This window comes from Qipengyuania vulgaris (assembly GCF_009827325.1).
Taxonomy (GTDB): domain Bacteria; phylum Pseudomonadota; class Alphaproteobacteria; order Sphingomonadales; family Sphingomonadaceae; genus Qipengyuania; species Qipengyuania vulgaris.
Map to the genome: position 1 here is coordinate 122807 of NZ_WTYC01000006.1, position 16529 is coordinate 139335.

Annotated in this window: 13 protein-coding genes; 7 read left to right on the plus strand and 6 right to left on the minus strand. The window is 64.0% G+C overall.

What is annotated here, in order from left to right:
- Positions 1 to 4: 4 nt before the first annotated feature.
- On the minus strand, positions 5 to 628 hold the full coding sequence (locus GRI69_RS12020; protein ID WP_160728521.1) for a ribonuclease D: 624 nt from the start codon (positions 626 to 628) through the stop codon (positions 5 to 7).
- A gap of 79 nt (positions 629 to 707) precedes the next feature.
- On the opposite strand from GRI69_RS12020, the gene ung reads away from it, so the two are divergent.
- The 3 genes from ung (at position 708) to GRI69_RS12035 (ending at position 3687) form a co-directional block, all read left to right on the plus strand.
- Positions 708 to 1388 carry a uracil-DNA glycosylase gene (ung, locus tag GRI69_RS12025; protein WP_160728586.1) on the plus strand — a complete coding sequence of 227 codons (681 nt, stop codon included), beginning with the start codon at positions 708 to 710 and terminating at the stop codon, positions 1386 to 1388.
- A gap of 96 nt (positions 1389 to 1484) precedes the next feature.
- Entirely contained in the window at positions 1485 to 3272 is a 1788-nt protein-coding gene (locus tag GRI69_RS12030; protein ID WP_160728522.1) for an acyltransferase family protein, read from the plus strand.
- A gap of 94 nt (positions 3273 to 3366) precedes the next feature.
- Complete coding sequence (locus GRI69_RS12035; RefSeq protein WP_160728523.1) at positions 3367 to 3687, plus strand: WYL domain-containing protein; 321 nt, start codon at positions 3367 to 3369, stop codon at positions 3685 to 3687.
- Between the two features lie 12 nt (positions 3688 to 3699).
- On the opposite strand, the gene GRI69_RS12040 is transcribed toward GRI69_RS12035, so the two are convergent.
- The 3 genes from GRI69_RS12040 to GRI69_RS12050 form a co-directional block, all read right to left on the minus strand.
- Positions 3700 to 5136, minus strand: a complete 1437-nt coding sequence (locus GRI69_RS12040; protein WP_160728524.1) for a glutamate synthase subunit beta — start codon at positions 5134 to 5136, stop codon at positions 3700 to 3702.
- Positions 5137 to 5248: 112 nt separating this feature from the next.
- Complete coding sequence (gene gltB, locus GRI69_RS12045; protein WP_160728525.1) at positions 5249 to 9922, minus strand: glutamate synthase large subunit; 4674 nt, start codon at positions 9920 to 9922, stop codon at positions 5249 to 5251.
- 218 nt (positions 9923 to 10140) lie between these two features.
- A complete protein-coding gene (locus GRI69_RS12050) occupies positions 10141 to 11253 on the minus strand; it encodes a PspC-like choline-binding domain-containing protein (protein ID WP_160728526.1) in 1113 nt (370 codons plus the stop codon).
- A 239-nt stretch (positions 11254 to 11492) separates the two neighbouring features.
- On the opposite strand from GRI69_RS12050, the gene GRI69_RS12055 reads away from it, so the two are divergent.
- The 4 genes from GRI69_RS12055 to GRI69_RS12070 all read left to right on the plus strand — a co-directional run bounded on the left by GRI69_RS12055 (position 11493) and on the right by GRI69_RS12070 (position 14798).
- On the plus strand, positions 11493 to 11942 hold the full coding sequence (locus tag GRI69_RS12055; protein WP_160728527.1) for a MaoC family dehydratase: 450 nt from the start codon (positions 11493 to 11495) through the stop codon (positions 11940 to 11942).
- A 61-nt stretch (positions 11943 to 12003) separates the two neighbouring features.
- A complete protein-coding gene (locus GRI69_RS12060; RefSeq protein WP_160728528.1) occupies positions 12004 to 13182 on the plus strand; it encodes an acetyl-CoA C-acyltransferase in 1179 nt (392 codons plus the stop codon).
- A gap of 17 nt (positions 13183 to 13199) precedes the next feature.
- Positions 13200 to 14153, plus strand: a complete 954-nt coding sequence (locus GRI69_RS12065) for a DUF5996 family protein (RefSeq protein WP_160728529.1) — start codon at positions 13200 to 13202, stop codon at positions 14151 to 14153.
- Between the two features lie 36 nt (positions 14154 to 14189).
- Positions 14190 to 14798: a DUF4126 domain-containing protein gene (locus GRI69_RS12070; protein WP_160728530.1), complete on the plus strand. Its 609-nt coding sequence runs from the start codon at positions 14190 to 14192 to the stop codon at positions 14796 to 14798.
- On the opposite strand, the gene metW is transcribed toward GRI69_RS12070, so the two are convergent.
- Entirely contained in the window at positions 14788 to 15372 is a 585-nt protein-coding gene (gene metW / locus GRI69_RS12075) for a methionine biosynthesis protein MetW (RefSeq protein ID WP_160728531.1), read from the minus strand. The two genes, GRI69_RS12070 and metW, sit on opposite strands and share 11 nt — an antisense overlap.
- Positions 15369 to 16460, minus strand: coding sequence for a homoserine O-acetyltransferase MetX (metX, locus tag GRI69_RS12080; RefSeq protein ID WP_160728532.1), 1092 nt, complete (start codon positions 16458 to 16460; stop codon positions 15369 to 15371). The genes metW and metX overlap by 4 nt, the downstream gene beginning before the upstream one ends.
- Between the last annotated feature and the right edge of the window lie 69 nt (positions 16461 to 16529).

Genomic DNA, 16529 nt, shown 5'->3' on the forward strand with positions numbered 1-16529 from the left:
CCCCTCAGGCTGACGCGTGGCTGAAGATATCGTGATCCTGCCAACCGAGAATATCGAGATGCGCCCGGGCGGGAAGGAAATCGAAGCAGGCCTGCGCCAGTTCCATCCGGCCTTCGCGTTCGAGCCGGCGGTCGAGTTCTTCCTTCATGCGGTGGAGATAGCGCACGTCGGAGGCCGCATAGTCGCGCTGCGCCTCGTTCAGTTCGGGGCCGCCCCAGTCGGAGCTTTGCTGGACCTTGGACATGTTTTCGCCGAGCAGTTCCTCGACCAGGTTCTTGAGGCCGTGCCGATCGGTGTAGGTACGGATCAGCTTGCTGGCGATCTTGGTGCAATAGCAGGGCGCCGCAGTGACGCCGAGGTAATATTCGATCGCCGCAAGGTCGAAGCGGGCAAAATGGAACAGCTTCAGCCGCTCCGGATCGGCGAGGACCGCCTTGAGATTGGGCGCGTCGTAATCGCTATCGGGACCGAAGCGGACGAGGTGTTCGTCGCCGTTGCCGTCGCTGATCTGCAACAGGCACAGCCGGTCGCGGATGGTGACGAGGCCCATGGTCTCGGTATCGACGGCCACCGGGCCATCGGCGAGTAAGCCTGCGGGAAGGTCTTCTTCGTGGAAATGAACTGCCATGCCCTGCGCCTTAGATGGATTGGGGATTGTAGGAAAGGGCGGACTGGCCCGCCGCGCCGTGCGCGGGCAGGATGGGATGATGCGTGAAAGCGTCCCCGAAAGCTGGAAGCCGGTTCTGGACCCCGTGCTGGAGGCCGAAGAAGCGCGCCGGCTGGGCGGCTGGCTGCGCGCAGAGGAAGCGGCGGGAAAGACCGTCTACCCGCCGCGCGGCTGCCGGCTGATGGCGCTCGACCTGACCCCGCTCGACAGGGTGAAGGTCGTGATCCTCGGGCAGGATCCTTACCACGGCCCGGGTCAGGCGATGGGCCTCAGCTTTTCCGTCCCGCAAGGTGTGCGTCCGCCGCCGAGCCTGGCGAACATCTACAAGGAACTGGAAACCGATTGCGGTATCGCCCGCCCCAAACATGGCGATCTGTCGAACTGGGCGAGGCAGGGCGTGCTGCTGCTCAACAACACGCTGACCGTCGAGGCGGGGCAGGCGGGCAGCCATGCGGGGCGCGGCTGGGACGCGGTAACCGACGCCTGCATCGAAGCGGTCGCGGATCGGTCTGTTCCCTCGGTCTTCATCCTCTGGGGCAACCACGCGCAGGCGAAAGCGAAGCGCATATCGAACCTTCGCAGCGGGCCGCATCTCGTCATCGAAAGCCCGCATCCCAGCCCGCTGTCGGCCCACCGCGGCTTCTTCGGATCGAAGCCTTTCAGCCGGACCAATGATTTCCTCGATTCCCGAGGTCGCGGCGCAATCGACTGGTTCTTGTGAGTTGCAACGCTCCGGCCAGCCGCTGCTGGACAAGGCGAGTTTCTGTTTGAGCAAAGTGACTTGTGTGGATAGGGGGCGCCCAGATCGAGGGGACGCATGACCGGTCGAGCAGGCTATAACGAAAACATCCAGCTGCTGCGGGCTGTCGCGGTGGTGCTCGTCCTGCTCTTCCATCTCGAAGTCTCGGCGTTCTCTTTCGGCTATCTCGGCGTCGACCTGTTTTTTCTGATCTCCGGCTTTTTGATGCCAGTCATCTTGCCCAAATACGACGCGCGTTCCTTCATCGTGGCGCGGATCGAACGGATCTACCCGGCGCTGATCGTGGTCTGTCTGTTTACCTTTGCGGTGGGCTACCTCTTTCTGATCCCGCTGGAATACGATGGCCTCTCTTGGTCGGCGATTTCCGCGATCTTCTCCGCCAGCAATCTCTATTTCTATTTCAACGCCGGATATTTCGACCAGAACACCGAAAGCCAGGCGCTGCTTCACACCTGGTCGCTCGGCAACGAATTCATGTGCTACGTGGCCGTGTCCATCGTCCTGCTTCTCCAGAAGAATCGTGACCGGATCGCGCGCACGGCCCTGGCGCTCGCCCTGCTGTCCGCAGCGATCTTCCTCGGATTTCTCGCGGTCGAAGGGGAGGGGGTGAATTACTTCAATCCCTTCCCGCGCATCTTCCTGTTTTTCGTCGCGTTCTACGTCAGTGCGCGGGGCTGGCAGGTGGGCGGAGCCGCTGCCGCAACCATTTGCGGCGCGGCGCTGGCGCTCCTGGCCTTGGTTTGGGGCGGCAATCTCGCAGCTAGCCGTTATCCGTCGCTTTCGGTCTTTGCGATTGCCGCCGCTGGTCTCCCGATCCTCATGCTTCGGCAGACTGTTCCGCTGCCCGCTCTGGTTCGCCGGCCGGCCGTATGGCTCGGGGACATCAGCTACTCCGTCTATCTGTGGCATTGGCCGCTGATCGTTTTCGAGAAGGTGTATCTGCGCAATTTCCGTCTCAACGTCTCGGAGATGCTGGTCCTCACTGCGGCCACGCTGGTCGCTTCGGTGCTGTCCTACTACCTCATCGAGCGACGCCGTGCGTTCCGCCGACCGGCATTCCTGATCGGCGGGAGCGCGCTGGTGCTCGCTATCGGAGCGGCAGGGGCGGCGACCAGCGGGTTCTCTTCGCGCGTTCCGCCCGAAATGAGCGCCTATTCCGCGCTGGAGAACATGCGCGATGACGGGACGACCGCGTGCAGCCTCGAAGCGGCCGGACTGACCTTCCAAACCCGCTGCGGACGCGGCGGACCGTTTAGCAGGACTGTGATCTTCGCGGGCGATTCGCATTCGCGGCACTTCTTGACCCTCATGGAACGGGGCGAGCCCGAGACGCGGGTCTTGCAGTTCGCGATGCCGGTGGAGGACGGCGCGACCAAACTGCAGCGGCTGTCCGAAGCCGCCGATGCGCTCGCCGCCGACCGGGTCTATCTCGCCTACCGGCATGAGATCTACGAGAAGGAGCGGACAGCCGAACTGATCGAAGGCGTGACGCGCCTGTCCGACGATCGATTCAAGTTCGTCCAAGAGGTGCCGAGCTATCATTTCGAGCCGGTCTCCTGTTACCTGCGGCAGAATTCGGACCTGATGTTCGAGGATTGTGCCTATCCCATCGCAAAGGGCATTCCGCTCGAAGGCGTGGCGAGCAGGAAGAGCGACAGCTGGAATGCCGTACTATCTGCCGGTCTTCCCACGCTCGGGACCCACGGGGCCTTCTGCGACGAGCGGAAATGCCGCGTGGTGATCGACGGGAAGCTTGTCATGCGCGACGAGAATCATCTCAACGAACGCCTGCCTGCAGCCCTCCAGCTCCGTCTCTACGAAGCGATATTCGCCGGCGACCGCTGACTTTGCCTTCCGGGAAGGTCCCGATTCTGCTCGGTAAATATGACTGTGAACGTTTCCAGTTGCATTTGACCGCCGGATCGGCATTTTTGTTGCAATGCAGCATGAAAATTCCTTCGAGACCGCCCAGGCCGTCGTCGGGCAGGCGATGAGCGAGCGGCTGATGATCCGCGCGATCTATAATGCCGCCGAGCTGACGCTTGCGCCGCACCAGATCGTCCTGCGCAATGATGCGCTCTACCTGGGGGCGGTGAACCCGAAGAAGAACCGCCGCGTCGACGAGGAGCCGAGCCTGGGCTATTTCAAGCTCGACGGCCTGTCCGACCTCGCGCTGACCGACGAGCGGTTCGAGCCGCTTCCTGCGGAGGCCTGCGGGCCTGCGCGCGAAGGCGATCAGGTCATCGTCGCGCTCGACTGACCGGGCGCCGCCCTACCTCGGCAGTTCGCTGACGCCCATCAGCGCTTCGTCTACCGCGCGGGCGCACTGACGGCCCTCGCGGATGGCCCAGACCACCAGGCTCTGCCCGCGCCGCATGTCGCCGCAGGCGTAGACATGCGGTTCGCTGGTGGCATAGCGGCTGGTGTCGGCCTTCACATTGCCGCGGGTGTCCAGCTCCACGCCTGCCCGGTCGAGCAGCCCGCGGCGCTTGGGGCCGGTGAAGCCCATGGCGAGGAGGATGAGATCGGCCTTGAGCGTGAACTCGCTCCCCTCGACGTCGACCATGCGGCCGTCCTTCCACTCCACCTTCACGCATTCCAGCCCGGCGACAGCGCCGCCGTCTTCGACCACGCGCTTGGTCAGCACGGCCCAGTCGCGGTCCACGCCTTCCTCGTGGCTGGAGGAGGTGCGCAGCTTCAGCGGCCAGTCGGGCCAGGTCAGCGCCTTATCTTCCTTTTCAGGTGGCTTGGGCATGATTTCCAGCTGGGTGACGCTGGCCGCGCCCTGCCGGTTGCTGGTGCCCACGCAGTCGCTGCCGGTGTCACCGCCGCCGATCACGATCACGTGCTTGCCGGTCGCAGTGAGTGAACCGCGCGGGGCGGCGCGCACTTCGTCGTCGCCCGCATTGCGCTTGTTCTGCTGGGTCAGGAATTCCATCGCAAAGCGCACGCCGGGAAGCTCCGCGCCCGGAATGTCGAGCATGCGCGCCTCCTCCGCGCCGCCCGCCAGCACGATGGCATCGAAATTCTCCTGCAGCGCGGTGAAGCTGACTTCCACGCCGACTTCGCTGGAGGTGCGGAACTGCACGCCCTCGGCTTCCATCTGCACCGCGCGGCGGTTGATGAGATGCTTTTCCATCTTGAAGTCGGGAATGCCGTAACGCAGCAGCCCGCCGATCCGGTCGGACTTTTCGAACACGGTCACCGCATGGCCCGCGCGCGCCAGCTGCTGCGCGGCGGCAAGGCCGGCGGGGCCGCTGCCGATCACCGCGACCGACTTGCCGGTCTGCTTCTCCGGCACTTCGGGCTTGACCCAGCCTTCGCGGAAGCCGCGATCGATGATCGCGCATTCGATGCTTTTGATCGTCACCGGCGCATCGACGATGTTGAGCGTGCAGGCCGCCTCGCAAGGGGCGGGGCAGATGCGGCCGGTGAATTCGGGGAAATTGTTGGTCGAATGGAGGACCTCGAGCGCGTTCCTCCAGTCGTCTTCGTAGACCAGGTGGTTCCAGTCCGGGATGATGTTGTTCACCGGACAGCCGTTGTGGCAGTAGGGAATGCCGCAGTTCATGCAGCGCGCGGCCTGCTTCTTCAGCACGTCGTCGCCCTGCGGAAGGGTGAATTCCTTGTAGGTCTTCAGCCGCTCTTCCGGTGCAACGTAAGAGCGCTCCTCGCGCTCATATTCGAGAAAGCCGGTTTCCTTGCCCATCAGCTAACTCCCAAACAAAAATCTTCATCCCCGCGAAGGCGGGGATCCAGGGCGGAGCCGCATCTGTTGCAGCTGGATTCCCGCCTGTGCGGGAATGACGGTAAGTTGATCCTCATTCCGCAGCCTCCATCGCTGCTTCCTCACGCTCGGCCTCGAGCAGCTTGAGCGCGCGCGCATAGTCGCGCGGCATGACCTTGCGGAAGTTCTTCAGTTCGTTTGTCCAGTTGTCCAGCAGCGCCTTCGCCCGCGCCGATCCGGTGTGGAGCAGGTGGCGTTCCACCAGCAGCTTGAGCCGCTCGGCATCGTGGTAGAGCGGATCGCCCATGCCGGGATTGTCGACGTTGACGGCGCGCTGCTGCGGCTTGCCCCAGCTTTTCTCCGCGCCGTCCCCGTCGCCCGGTTTCACGTCCGCCACATCGACCTGGGCATGGTTGACGAGGCGGGTGAATGCGCCGTCCGGATCATAGACATAGGCGATACCGCCGCTCATGCCTGCGCCGAAGTTGCGGCCCGTCTTGCCGAGCACGCAGACCACGCCGCCGGTCATGTATTCGCACGGATGGTCGCCCGTGCCTTCGACCACGGCGACCGCGCCCGAATTGCGCACGGCAAAACGTTCGCCCGCCACCCCGGCGAAATAGGCTTCGCCCGCAATCGCGCCGTAAAGCACCGTGTTGCCGACGATGATGTTCTCGGTCGGCTCGCGCGGTGCGCCCTGCGGCGGCTTCACCGCAATGCGCCCGCCCGAAAGGCCCTTGCCGACATAGTCGTTGGCATCGCCGATCAGGCTCATTGTCACGCCGTGGGCGAGCCATGCACCGAAGCTTTGTCCGGCAACTCCGGTCAGGTCGATCCGGATCGTGTCCTGCGGCAGGCCGTGATGGCCGTAAGCCTCTGCAATCCGGCCCGACAGCATGGTGCCGACCGTGCGGTTCACATTGCGGATGGTGCGGGTTATCTGGACCGCCTGCCCGCTTTCGATGGCGGGCTTGCAGGCCTCGATCAGTTCGACGTCCATCGCCGCGGCAAGGCCGTGGTCCTGGGTCTCGGTGTGATGGAGCGACTGGCCCTCTTCGACCGGCACGGCATGCAGGATGCGCGTCAAGTCGACGCCATGCGCCTTCCAGTGGCGGCGCACGCGGCGCATGTCGATCTTGTCCACGCGGCCGACCATTTCCTCCACCGTGCGGAAGCCCATTTCGGCCATGATTGCCCGCAGCTCCTCGGCCACGAAGAAGAAGTAATTTATCACGTGTTCGGGCGTGCCGGTGAAGCGCTTGCGCAGCACCGGGTCCTGCGTCGCCACGCCGACCGGGCAGGTGTTGAGGTGGCATTTGCGCATCATGATGCAGCCCGCGGCGATCAGCGGGGCGGTGGCAAATCCGAATTCGTCGGCGCCCAGCAAGGCGCCAATGGCGACGTCGCGCCCGGTGCGCAGCCCGCCGTCGACCTGCACCGCGATGCGGCTGCGCAGGTCGTTGAGCAGCAAGGTCTGCTGCGTCTCGGCAAGGCCTATTTCCCACGGGCTGCCGGCATGGGTCAGGCTGGTCAGCGGGCTCGCGCCCGTGCCGCCTTCATAGCCCGAGATGGTGATATGATCGGCCTTGGACTTGGACACGCCTGCGGCGACCGTACCCACGCCCACTTCGCTGACCAGCTTCACCGAAATGCGGGCCTCGGGCTGGACGTTCTTGAGGTCGTGGATCAGCTGCGCCAGATCCTCGATCGAATAAATGTCGTGGTGCGGCGGGGGCGAGATCAGGCCCACGCCCGGGGTCGAATGGCGCACCTTGCCGATCCGCTTGTCGACCTTGTGGCCGGGCAACTGGCCGCCTTCGCCGGGCTTCGCGCCCTGCGCCATCTTGATCTGGATATCGTCCGAATTGACGAGATATTCCGCCGTCACGCCGAAGCGCCCGCTGGCCACCTGCTTGATCCGGCTGCGCATCGAATCGCCGTTTTCCAGCGGGCGGAAACGCTCGGGCTCCTCGCCGCCTTCGCCCGTGTTCGAACGGCCGCCCATGCGGTTCATCGCGATGGCGAGCGTGGAATGCGCCTCGTGGCTGATGGAACCGAAGCTCATCGCACCGGTGCTGAAGCGCTTGACGATTTCGGCAGCCGTTTCGACCTCGTCGAGATCGAGCGGACGCTCGGCCTTTTGCAGTTCCATCAGCCCGCGAATGGTCAGCAGGCGTTCGGACTGCTCGTTGATCGAGGCTGCGAATTCCTCGTAATTCGTCGGATCGCTGCTCCGCACTGCGTGCTGGAGGTTGGCGATATTCTGCGGCGTCCAGGCATGGTCCTCGCCGCGGATGCGGTACTGGTAGATGCCGCCCACATCGAGCATGCCCTTGTAGAGCGGGCTGTCACCGAATGCCTGCGCGTGGCGGCGAACGGTTTCCTCGGCCACTTCCTTCAGGCCGATGCCTTCGATGGTGGTCGCAGTGCCGGCAAAATAGGCGTCGACGAAGGCGCTCGACAGGCCGACCGCGTCGAATATCTGCGCGCCGCAATAGGACTGGTAGGTCGATATGCCCATCTTGGACATGACCTTGAGGATGCCCTTGCCGACCGCCTTGACGAAATTCTTCTGGACCGCGTCGGGATCGAGATCGGGCAGCTTGCGGCTGCGCAAATCCTCCAGCGTCTCGAAGGCGAGATAGGGGTTGATCCCTTCCGCGCCGTAACCCGCCAGCGCGCAGAAATGGTGCACTTCGCGCGCCTCGCCGGTTTCGATGACCAGTCCGGTCTGCATCCGCAGGCCCTGCCGCACCAGCTGGTGATGGACCGCCGCCGTGGCCAGCAGCGCGGGCATGGCGATCCTGTCCGGCCCCTGTCCGCGGTCGGACAGGATCAGGATATTGGCATCGCCCAGCACTGCTTCGGTCGCCGCCCAGCACATTTCCTTCAGCGCCATGGCCAACCCGTCGGCCCCGGTGCTTGCGTCCCAGGTGATGTCGATGGTCGCGGTGCGGAAGGCGCCGTCCAGTGCCACCTCGACCGAACGGATCTTGGCAAGATCGGTGTTGGTGAGGATCGGCTGCGAAACTTCCAGCCGCTTGTGCGTGCCCCCGTCGCGGCCCAGCAGGTTCGGGCGCGGGCCGATCATCGACAGCAGGCTCATCACCAGCTCTTCGCGGATCGGGTCGATCGGCGGATTGGTCACCTGCGCGAAGTTCTGCTTGAAATAATCGTAGAGCAGGCGGCTGCGCTTGGAGAGCACGGCGATGGGCGTGTCGGTGCCCATCGATCCGATCGGGTCTTCCCCATTCGCGGCCATCGGTTCGAGGAAGCGCTGAATGTCTTCCTGCGTGTAACCGAAGGCCTGCTGGCGGTTCAGCAGCGCGATTTCGCTCTTCGCAATTTCGGACAGGTCGGGTTCGATATGATCGAGATCGGCGAGCTTGTACTGCGCCTTTTCGAGCCATGCCTCGTAAGGCTCGGCAGCGGCGAGGTCGGTCTTCAGCTCCTCGTCGGTGACGATGCGCCCTTCCTCGAGGTCGATCAGCAGCATCTTGCCCGGCTGGAGACGCCATTTGCGGGTGATGTCTTCCTCCGCGAACGGCAGCACGCCGCTTTCCGAGGCAAGGACGACGAGATCGTCCTTGGTCGTGCACCAGCGTGCAGGGCGCAGGCCGTTACGGTCGAGACAGGCGCCGATCTGGCGGCCATCGGTAAAGCAGACTGCGGCGGGCCCGTCCCACGGCTCCATCAGCGCGGCGTGGTATTCGTAGAACGCGCGGCGCGCGGGATCCATCAGCTCGTTTTTGGCCCATGCCTCGGGCATGAGCATCATCATCGAATGCGCCAAGCTGTAACCGCCGGTCACCAGCAGCTCGAGCGCATTGTCGAGGCAGGCGGTGTCCGACTGGCCGTGCGGGATCAACGGCCACATCTTGTCGAGATCCGCGCCCAGCAGCTCGCTTTCCATCGTGCGGCGGCGGGCCTCCATCCAGTTCACGTTTCCGCGAACCGTGTTGATCTCGCCATTATGCGCCATGAAGCGATAGGGGTGCGCCAGCCGCCAGCTGGGGAAGGTGTTGGTGCTGAAACGCTGGTGGACGAGGCCCAGTGCGCTGACGCAATCGGGATCGCGCAAATCGTCGTAGAAGCTGCCGACCTGGTTCGCCAGCAGCAGCCCCTTGTAGACCACGGTGCGGCTGGAGAAGCTCGGGATATAGGCCTGGCTCAGGCCGGGGATGTCGTGCTTGGCCTCCAGCGCGGCGAGCGGGTTCAGCGTCTGCTTGCGGATGACCACCAGCTTGCGCTCGAAAGCGTCCTGGTCGGGGCAGTTCTGGCCGCGAGCTATCACGCATTGGCGGATGACCGGCATCGACGCCACAACGGCATCGCCCAGCCCGTCCAGCGTGGTCGGCACGTCGCGCCAGCCGACGACCCGCTGGCCTTCTTTGGCCACGAAGCGTTCGAGCTGCTTCTCGACGAAATCAAGCGCTTCATTCACCTGCGGCATGAAACACATGGCGACCGCGTAATCGCCCGGTGCGGGCAGGTCGTGCCCTTTCTTTTCGGCCCATTTGCGGATCAGCGGGTCCGGGATCTGCAGCAGGATACCCGCGCCGTCGCCCAGCAGCGGATCGGCACCGACCGCGCCGCGATGGTCGAGATTGGCAAGTATTTCAAGGGCTTGTGTTACGATCGAGTGGCTCTTCTGCCCCTTGATATGCGCGACCATGCCGACGCCGCAGGCATCGTGCTCGTTGCGCGGATCGTAGAGGCCCTGCGGAAGAGGGCCTTCACCGGGGTTATGATGAGCCAGAACCTGCATTCGCCGAAGCGTCCTCCTTGCCCGCGCCCCCCGCGGCCCTTCTGGCCGGAGTGGAAGCGCGGAAATTGTGCAGCGCCGCACGGGCGCCCGCCAAAATGTCGCGAGGCTTCCTTTTGCAGGCAACAAAGCGGTTTTGCAACCGCGTCAGGGTTTAGGAAAATTTCACTGGGGGCAAGATTTGCCGGTTTCTGCTGCGTTGCAGCATTGCGAATCGCGGCCTAATCGCGCCGGTTGACCTGGCCCAGCCGTTCGAGCGCACTTCGCAGCGCGGCCTGCGCATCGGTCGGCGCAGCATCGCCGGTTTCGCTGCCTTCTTCCGGCGCATCAAGGTCCGCATGCGCTTCGGGCATCCGGCGGCTGGCTTCGCGGCGGAGGAAAGCGATGACCGGATCGTCGTCGGAAGCCTGGGGTAAATCCTGGTCCTCGAGGCAATCTTCCTCGGCAGGAAGCCCGCGCGTTATCGGGATCGGCTGCGGGGCGGGTCGCTCCGCCGCTTCCTCGCTCTCCGCCACCATTCGCTTGTGCTGTTCCAGCGCACCCTCGAGGCGGTCCAGCAAACCTTCGAGGCTCATGTCGCCCATCGCCGGGGTCTCCCTCGTAGTGTCCGGATCGGCGCCGTCTTCGGCGTGTTCCTGTTGGATCGGTTCGACTTCGGGCGCCGGATCGAATTCCGGCACGTGCTCGAACTCGGCGTCTTCGGCAATTTCAACGTCTTCGGTTTCGAACACGGCATAGCCGCCAGTCTCGTCCTCCCTGGACCCACCAACCTCCTCCACATCCTCGTCAGCGATGGCGCTGTCACCCTCCATCTCCGCATAGACCGCTTCGAATTCCTCGGCCGGACCGGCCGGGGGAACGTCGTCGAGAGAATATTCGTTCTCGTAGCTGGCTTCCTCGGTCGGTGCGCGCATCGCGATGCCTTCCTCGCCAATATCATCGCGGGCCGAAAATACCCGCCGGCGGCGCGGTTCTTCCAAGCCGTCTGTGGGTAGCTCGGCTTCGTCCCGCCAGGCGCTGTCTTCGAGAAATTCGAATCCCGGTGCAAAGGCGCGGGGCGCAGCAGCCGAGGCAATCCGCCCCGCCACTGCGATGCCAAGCAGCAGGCCGAACAGCGCAACGGAAATACAAAGCACCGCCACCCCGGCACCGCTCACGGGCGGCGCGAACATCGGGTGCAGCTGCGCAAGCCCGATGCTTCGGGCGATCAGCGCATGGACATGCGGCGGCATCAGCCACATCCCGCCGCCCAGCAGCAGTGCGAACCACGCCCCTACCAGCGGCTTGAACCATGCCCGGCCCAGCAGGCCGGTATTGCCATGATGATCGCTCATTCGGTTCCTGTTTGCCTCGAACCCATGTCTTTCACGCCGTCCGCGCTAGGGCCGCTTGGTTAACTTCGCGCTAACGATGCCTGTTCCGCGTGCGCTATGCAATTGCGCATTCGCAGGGGACCGCGATGCCGTAACGGCATATTCCGGGCGGTTGCGCGCCCCTGTTCCATGCGCCATGAGTCCGCCCGCAAGCGCGCTCACGGAGTCGCGCATTCAGGTGTTTTGAAGGAGAGCTAGGCATGACCCCCCAGGACGTAGCAGCCAAGGTCGGCGAACAGGTCGGAACCAGCGAATGGGTTGAGATGAGCCAAGAGCGCATCAACCAGTTTGCCGACGCCACCGGCGACCATCAGTTCATCCATATCAACGAGGAAGCTGCCAAGATGACGCCCTTCGGCGGCACCATCGCCCACGGCTTCCTGACCCTGTCGATGATCCCCTATCTCACCGCAAACAGCGATGTTCCGCGGGTCGACGGGATCAAGATGGCGGTCAACTACGGCGGCAACAAGACGCGTTTCATCAACCCGGTCCGTTCGGGCAAGAAAATTCGCGGTCATTGGAAGCTGCTCGAAATGACCGAGAAGCGCCCCGGTCAGTGGCAACAGACCATGGAAATCACCATCGAGATCGAAGGCGAGGACAAACCCGCGCTGATCTGTGAATGGATGACCATGTATTTCGTCTGATTCTCTTCTCCTCCCCCGGAGGAACAGACGTTCAACACCAGACAAGAATTAAGGAATGACCATGCGTGACGCAGTCATCGTTTCCACCGCCCGCACCGCCATCGGCCGCGCCTACAAGGGCGGGTTCAACGACACCAAGGGCCCGACGCTCGGCGCCTATTCGCTGAAGCCCGCAATCGAGCGCGCCGGCATCGAAGCCGCGGAGGTCGACGACGTGCTGTGGGGCGCCGCGCTCCAGCAGGGCACGCAGGCTGGCAACCTCGCCCGCCAGGTCGCGCTGCGCGCCGGTTGCCCCATCGGCACCAGCGGCATGACTATCGACCGCCAGTGCTCTTCGGGCCTGATGAGCATCGCCACCGCTGCCAAGCAGATCATCACCGACCGGATGGACGTGGTTGCCGCTGGTGGTCAGGAATCGATCAGCCTCGTGCAGACCAAGGAAATGCGCGTCATGCCCGATCCCGAGCTGATGCAGATGCACGGCGCGATCTATATGCCCATGCTGCAGACGGCGGAAACGGTCGCCCAGCGCTACGGCATCAGCCGCGACGCGCAGGACGAATACGCCCTCCAGAGCCAGCAGCGCACTGCGCAAGCGCAGGAAGATGGCCGCTTCGACGACGAGATCGTTGCCGTTTCCACCGCCCACAAGGTGCAGGACAAGGAAACCGGCGAAATCTCGGATGTCGACATCACCATCGCTAAGGACGAGGGCAACCGCCCCTCGACCACGCTCGAAGGCCTCCAGAGCCTGAAGCCGGTAATGGGCGAAGGCACCACCATCACCGCAGGCAACGCCTCGCAGCTGTCGGATGGTTCTTCGGCCAGTGTGCTGATGGAAGCCAAGGTCGCCGAGCAGAAGGGCCTCGAGCCGCTCGGCCGCTATGTCGGCATGGCGGTTGCCGGGACCGAGCCCGATGAAATGGGCATCGGCCCGATCTTCGCCATTCCCAAGCTGCTCAAGCGCTTCGATCTCAATGTCGACGATATCGGCATCTGGGAACTGAACGAAGCCTTCGCGGTGCAGGTGCTTTACTGCCGCGACAAGCTTGGCATCGACAATGACAAGCTCAACGTCTCCGGCGGCTCGATCTCGATCGGCCACCCTTACGGCATGACCGGTGCACGCTGCACCGGCCACGTCCTGCTCGAAGGCAAGCGCCGCGGCGCGAAATACGGCGTCGTCACCATGTGTGTCGGCGGCGGCATGGGCGCAGCCGGCCTCTTCGAGATATTCTAGACCGAAAGGAACTTGCGATGACCGAGCGATGGCCCAAACTCGACTACGAGGCCGATCGCCCGGTCATCGAGAGTCTCCACGCCTACCTGCAGGTCGTGGGCAAACTCCCGACCCGCGCCTTGCCATGGTGCAACCACAGCTGGCATCTCGCGCTGCGTGTGGTGCCACGCGGATTCCGTAGCTACCCGGTATTGACGGCCAGCGGCGAGGCGGAAGTGCTGTTCGACTGCCTTTCAAGCAAGGTGACGGTCAAGACATCGAGTGGCTTCGTCGACGGCTTCGATGTGACCGGACAGAGTGTTGCGCATTTCTTCGGCCAGCTTTCCTCGCTGCTCGCCCGGGCCGATGTCGGAGCCTCGGTTGGGGGCAGCCCCAACGAGGTCGAAACCGCCGTTCCCTTTCGCGAGGATAAAGGCGAAAGGACATGGGACCCTGCGGTTCTCGCGCGCATTCACCGCGCTCTCTCGGATGCCAACCGCGTCTTCGAGCGCTTCCGGACTGGTTTCGTCGGCAAATCGAGTCCCAGCCACCTCTTTTGGGGCAGCCTCGATCTGGCCGTAACCCGCTTTTCCGGCCGCGAGGCACCGCTGCACCCGGGCGGTTTTCCCAACCTGCCCGATGCTGTGACCCGCGAAGCCTATAGCCACGAGGTCGCCAGCGCGGGCTTCTGGTTCGGCGGTGGCGGCGTCGATCAGGCCGCCTTCTATGCCTATGGTTATCCGACGCCAGATGGCCTTGCGGATATTACGGTGGAACCTGCGGGAAGCTATTGGCAGGGCGAGCTCGGCGAATTCGTCCTGCCCTATGAGCAGGTGCGGACCAGCACCGATCCCGAACAGGAGCTAATGGCCTTTCTCAAGAGTACTTATGCCGCAGTGGCCGACTGCGGCGATTGGCCTCGCACAAGCCTTGAAGTGCCCCTTGGCGCGTTCGGAAAGCCCTATGATGTCGAGGCCCGCCGCAAGGGCTGACTTGCCACCGCTGCGTGTTGCGCGCAGGATCGCGCAATGGGTGTGATGGAGATCATCGGTATCGCAGGCAGCGTAAGCCTGCTGGCAGGCTGGCGGCTGTATCTCAGTATCTTTGCCACCGGTCTGGCGATGCGGCTCGGTGCGCTGCCTCTGCCCGAACATCTCCAGAGTCTCGATGCGCTGGCCAATCCATGGGTGATGGGCATTGCCGCCATCGCGGCTATTGCCGAATTCTTTGCCGACAAGGTGATGTGGCTCGATAGCGCCTGGGACGCGGTCCATACCTTTGTGCGCCCCGTGGGCGGCGCGCTGCTGGCGCTCGCCATCGTCGATCCGTCGGACCCGGCGACCCAGGTGGTCGCTTTCCTGCTCGGCGGCGGTGCGGCGCTGACCGCACATGCGGGCAAGGCGGGCGCGCGGGGAGTGGTCAATGCCAGTCCCGAACCGGTCAGCAATGTCGCAGTCTCCACCGCGGAAGACGTAGTGACGGCAGGGCTGCTTTATGTGGCTTATGAATACCCTTATGTCGCCGGCGGCGTCGCGCTGGTTCTGCTCGCGCTGGTCGTCTGGCTGATCTGGCTGGCGCGAAAGGTGATGCGCAGATTGTTCGCGCGCAGGCCGGCCGGAACGCCCCCTAACGGCTGAGCTGGAAGACGGCGAATTCCGCGCGCCAGTTGCTTCCGCCGGTCACCGGCGAGCCGCCAGAGAAGAACCATTCGCGTTCGATCTTCGCGCCTTTCTCGCGCGCCAGTTCGCGAAAGTCCGTTACCGTCACGTGGTGGATGTTGGGCGTCTCGTACCAGCTTACCGGAATCGCCCGCGTCACCGGCATCCGCCCGCCCCACATCAGTGCCGCCCGCGTGCGCCAATGCGCGAAATTGGGAAAGCTGACGAAAGCCTGCCGCCCGACCCGCAGCAATTCGTCGAGCATGAGGTCGGGCCGCGTGGCGGTCTGCAGCGTCTGGCTGAGCACCGCGTAATCGAACCCCTTGTCGGGGTAGTCGGCGAGTTCGCGATTGGCGTCGCCCTGAACCACCGAAAGGCCCTGCGCCACGCAGCGCTCGACGCAAGCACCGTCGATTTCCATCCCGCGCGCATCGACTTGCTTGCGATCGCGCAGCTCGGCCAGCAGCGCCCCGTCGCCGCACCCGATATCGAGCACGCGTGTCCCCGGCTCGATGGCTTCGGCGATGGCAGTGAGATCGGGGCGCAGGCTCATTCGATGAAGCCTTTCACCACCCGGTCAAGCGCGGGCACGTCGAGCAGGAAACTGTCGTGGCCGTGCGGAGCGGAAAGCTCGACGAAGCTGACCGCCGCACCTGCTGCATTGAGCGCGCGCACCACATGGCGGCTTTCGCTGGTGGGATAAAGCCAGTCGCTATCGAAGCTCACGAGGCAGAAACGCGCGCTGGTGCCGGCAAAGGCATCGGCAAGCTTTCCGCCATGCTCCTCCGCAAGGTCGAAATAATCCATCGCGCGGGTGATGTAGAGATAGCTGTTCGCATCAAAGCGCCGTGTGAAGCCGCTGCCCTGATAACGCAGGTAGCTCTCCACCTGGAAATCGGCATCGAAGCCGAAGCTCTTGGCTTCACGGTCCTGCAGGTTCCGCCCGAATTTCCCGGTCAGCGCCTCTTCGGAGAGATAGGTAATATGCGCCGCAATGCGCGCCACGGCGAGACCCGCGTCCGGTTGCTCGGCAGCATCGTAATAATCGCCCTGCCGCCAGTTGGGGTCGGCCATGATCGCTTGCCGCCCCAATTCGTGGAAGGCGATATTCTGCGCCGAATGGCGGCTGGTCGAGGCGACGACCAGCACCCTCGCGGCACGTTCGCGCCAGTTCGCGGCGAGGCTCAAGGCCTGCATACCGCCCATGGACCCGCCGACCACGGCGTGAAGCTGCTCAATACCGAGCTCGTCGAGCAAGGCCACCAGCGCGCGCACCATGTCGCGAATGGTGATGACGGGAAAACGCATTGCATAGGGCTTGCCGTCGCTTGCCTCGCTCGCAGGCCCGCTCGAGCCCATGCAACTGCCGATCACGTTCGCGCAGACGACATGATACCGGTCGGTGTCGATAGGCTTGCCGGGGCCGACCATCCGCTCCCACCAGCCGGGCTTCCCGGTGACCGGATGCGGTGAAGCGACATACTGGTCGCCGGTCAGAGCATGGCAGAGCAATATGGCGTTGGAGCGGTCTTCGTTGAGCTCGCCATAGGTTTCATAGGCGATTTGCGGAGACGCCAGTTCGCCCCCGCCATCGAGGGCGAGCGGTTGGAGCAGTTCCAGCGTGAAGGATGTCCCGGCCATGGTTTCGCCTCTAGACGTGCGGCAGGCGCTTGTCGAAGGGCGGTTTTTCTTTCATGCGCCGAAGCCGCA

What these genes read in the sequence shown, in the direction of transcription:
- GRI69_RS12035 (WP_160728523.1), top strand. Translation starts at nt 3,367, where the DNA reads ATGCAGCATGAAAATTCCTTCGAGACCGCCCAGGCCGTCGTCGGGCAG.
- metW (WP_160728531.1), bottom strand. Translation starts at nt 15,372, where the DNA reads ATGAGCCTGCGCCCCGATCTCACTGCCATCGCCGAAGCCATCGAGCCG.
- gltB (WP_160728525.1), bottom strand. Translation starts at nt 9,922, where the DNA reads ATGCAGGTTCTGGCTCATCATAACCCCGGTGAAGGCCCTCTTCCGCAG.
- ung (WP_160728586.1), top strand. Translation starts at nt 708, where the DNA reads ATGCGTGAAAGCGTCCCCGAAAGCTGGAAGCCGGTTCTGGACCCCGTG.
- GRI69_RS12055 (WP_160728527.1), top strand. Translation starts at nt 11,493, where the DNA reads ATGACCCCCCAGGACGTAGCAGCCAAGGTCGGCGAACAGGTCGGAACC.
- GRI69_RS12050 (WP_160728526.1), bottom strand. Translation starts at nt 11,253, where the DNA reads ATGAGCGATCATCATGGCAATACCGGCCTGCTGGGCCGGGCATGGTTC.
- GRI69_RS12060 (WP_160728528.1), top strand. Translation starts at nt 12,004, where the DNA reads ATGCGTGACGCAGTCATCGTTTCCACCGCCCGCACCGCCATCGGCCGC.
- GRI69_RS12065 (WP_160728529.1), top strand. Translation starts at nt 13,200, where the DNA reads ATGACCGAGCGATGGCCCAAACTCGACTACGAGGCCGATCGCCCGGTC.
- GRI69_RS12020 (WP_160728521.1), bottom strand. Translation starts at nt 628, where the DNA reads ATGGCAGTTCATTTCCACGAAGAAGACCTTCCCGCAGGCTTACTCGCC.
- GRI69_RS12070 (WP_160728530.1), top strand. Translation starts at nt 14,190, where the DNA reads ATGGGTGTGATGGAGATCATCGGTATCGCAGGCAGCGTAAGCCTGCTG.
- GRI69_RS12040 (WP_160728524.1), bottom strand. Translation starts at nt 5,136, where the DNA reads ATGGGCAAGGAAACCGGCTTTCTCGAATATGAGCGCGAGGAGCGCTCT.
- GRI69_RS12030 (WP_160728522.1), top strand. Translation starts at nt 1,485, where the DNA reads ATGACCGGTCGAGCAGGCTATAACGAAAACATCCAGCTGCTGCGGGCT.
- metX (WP_160728532.1), bottom strand. Translation starts at nt 16,460, where the DNA reads ATGGCCGGGACATCCTTCACGCTGGAACTGCTCCAACCGCTCGCCCTC.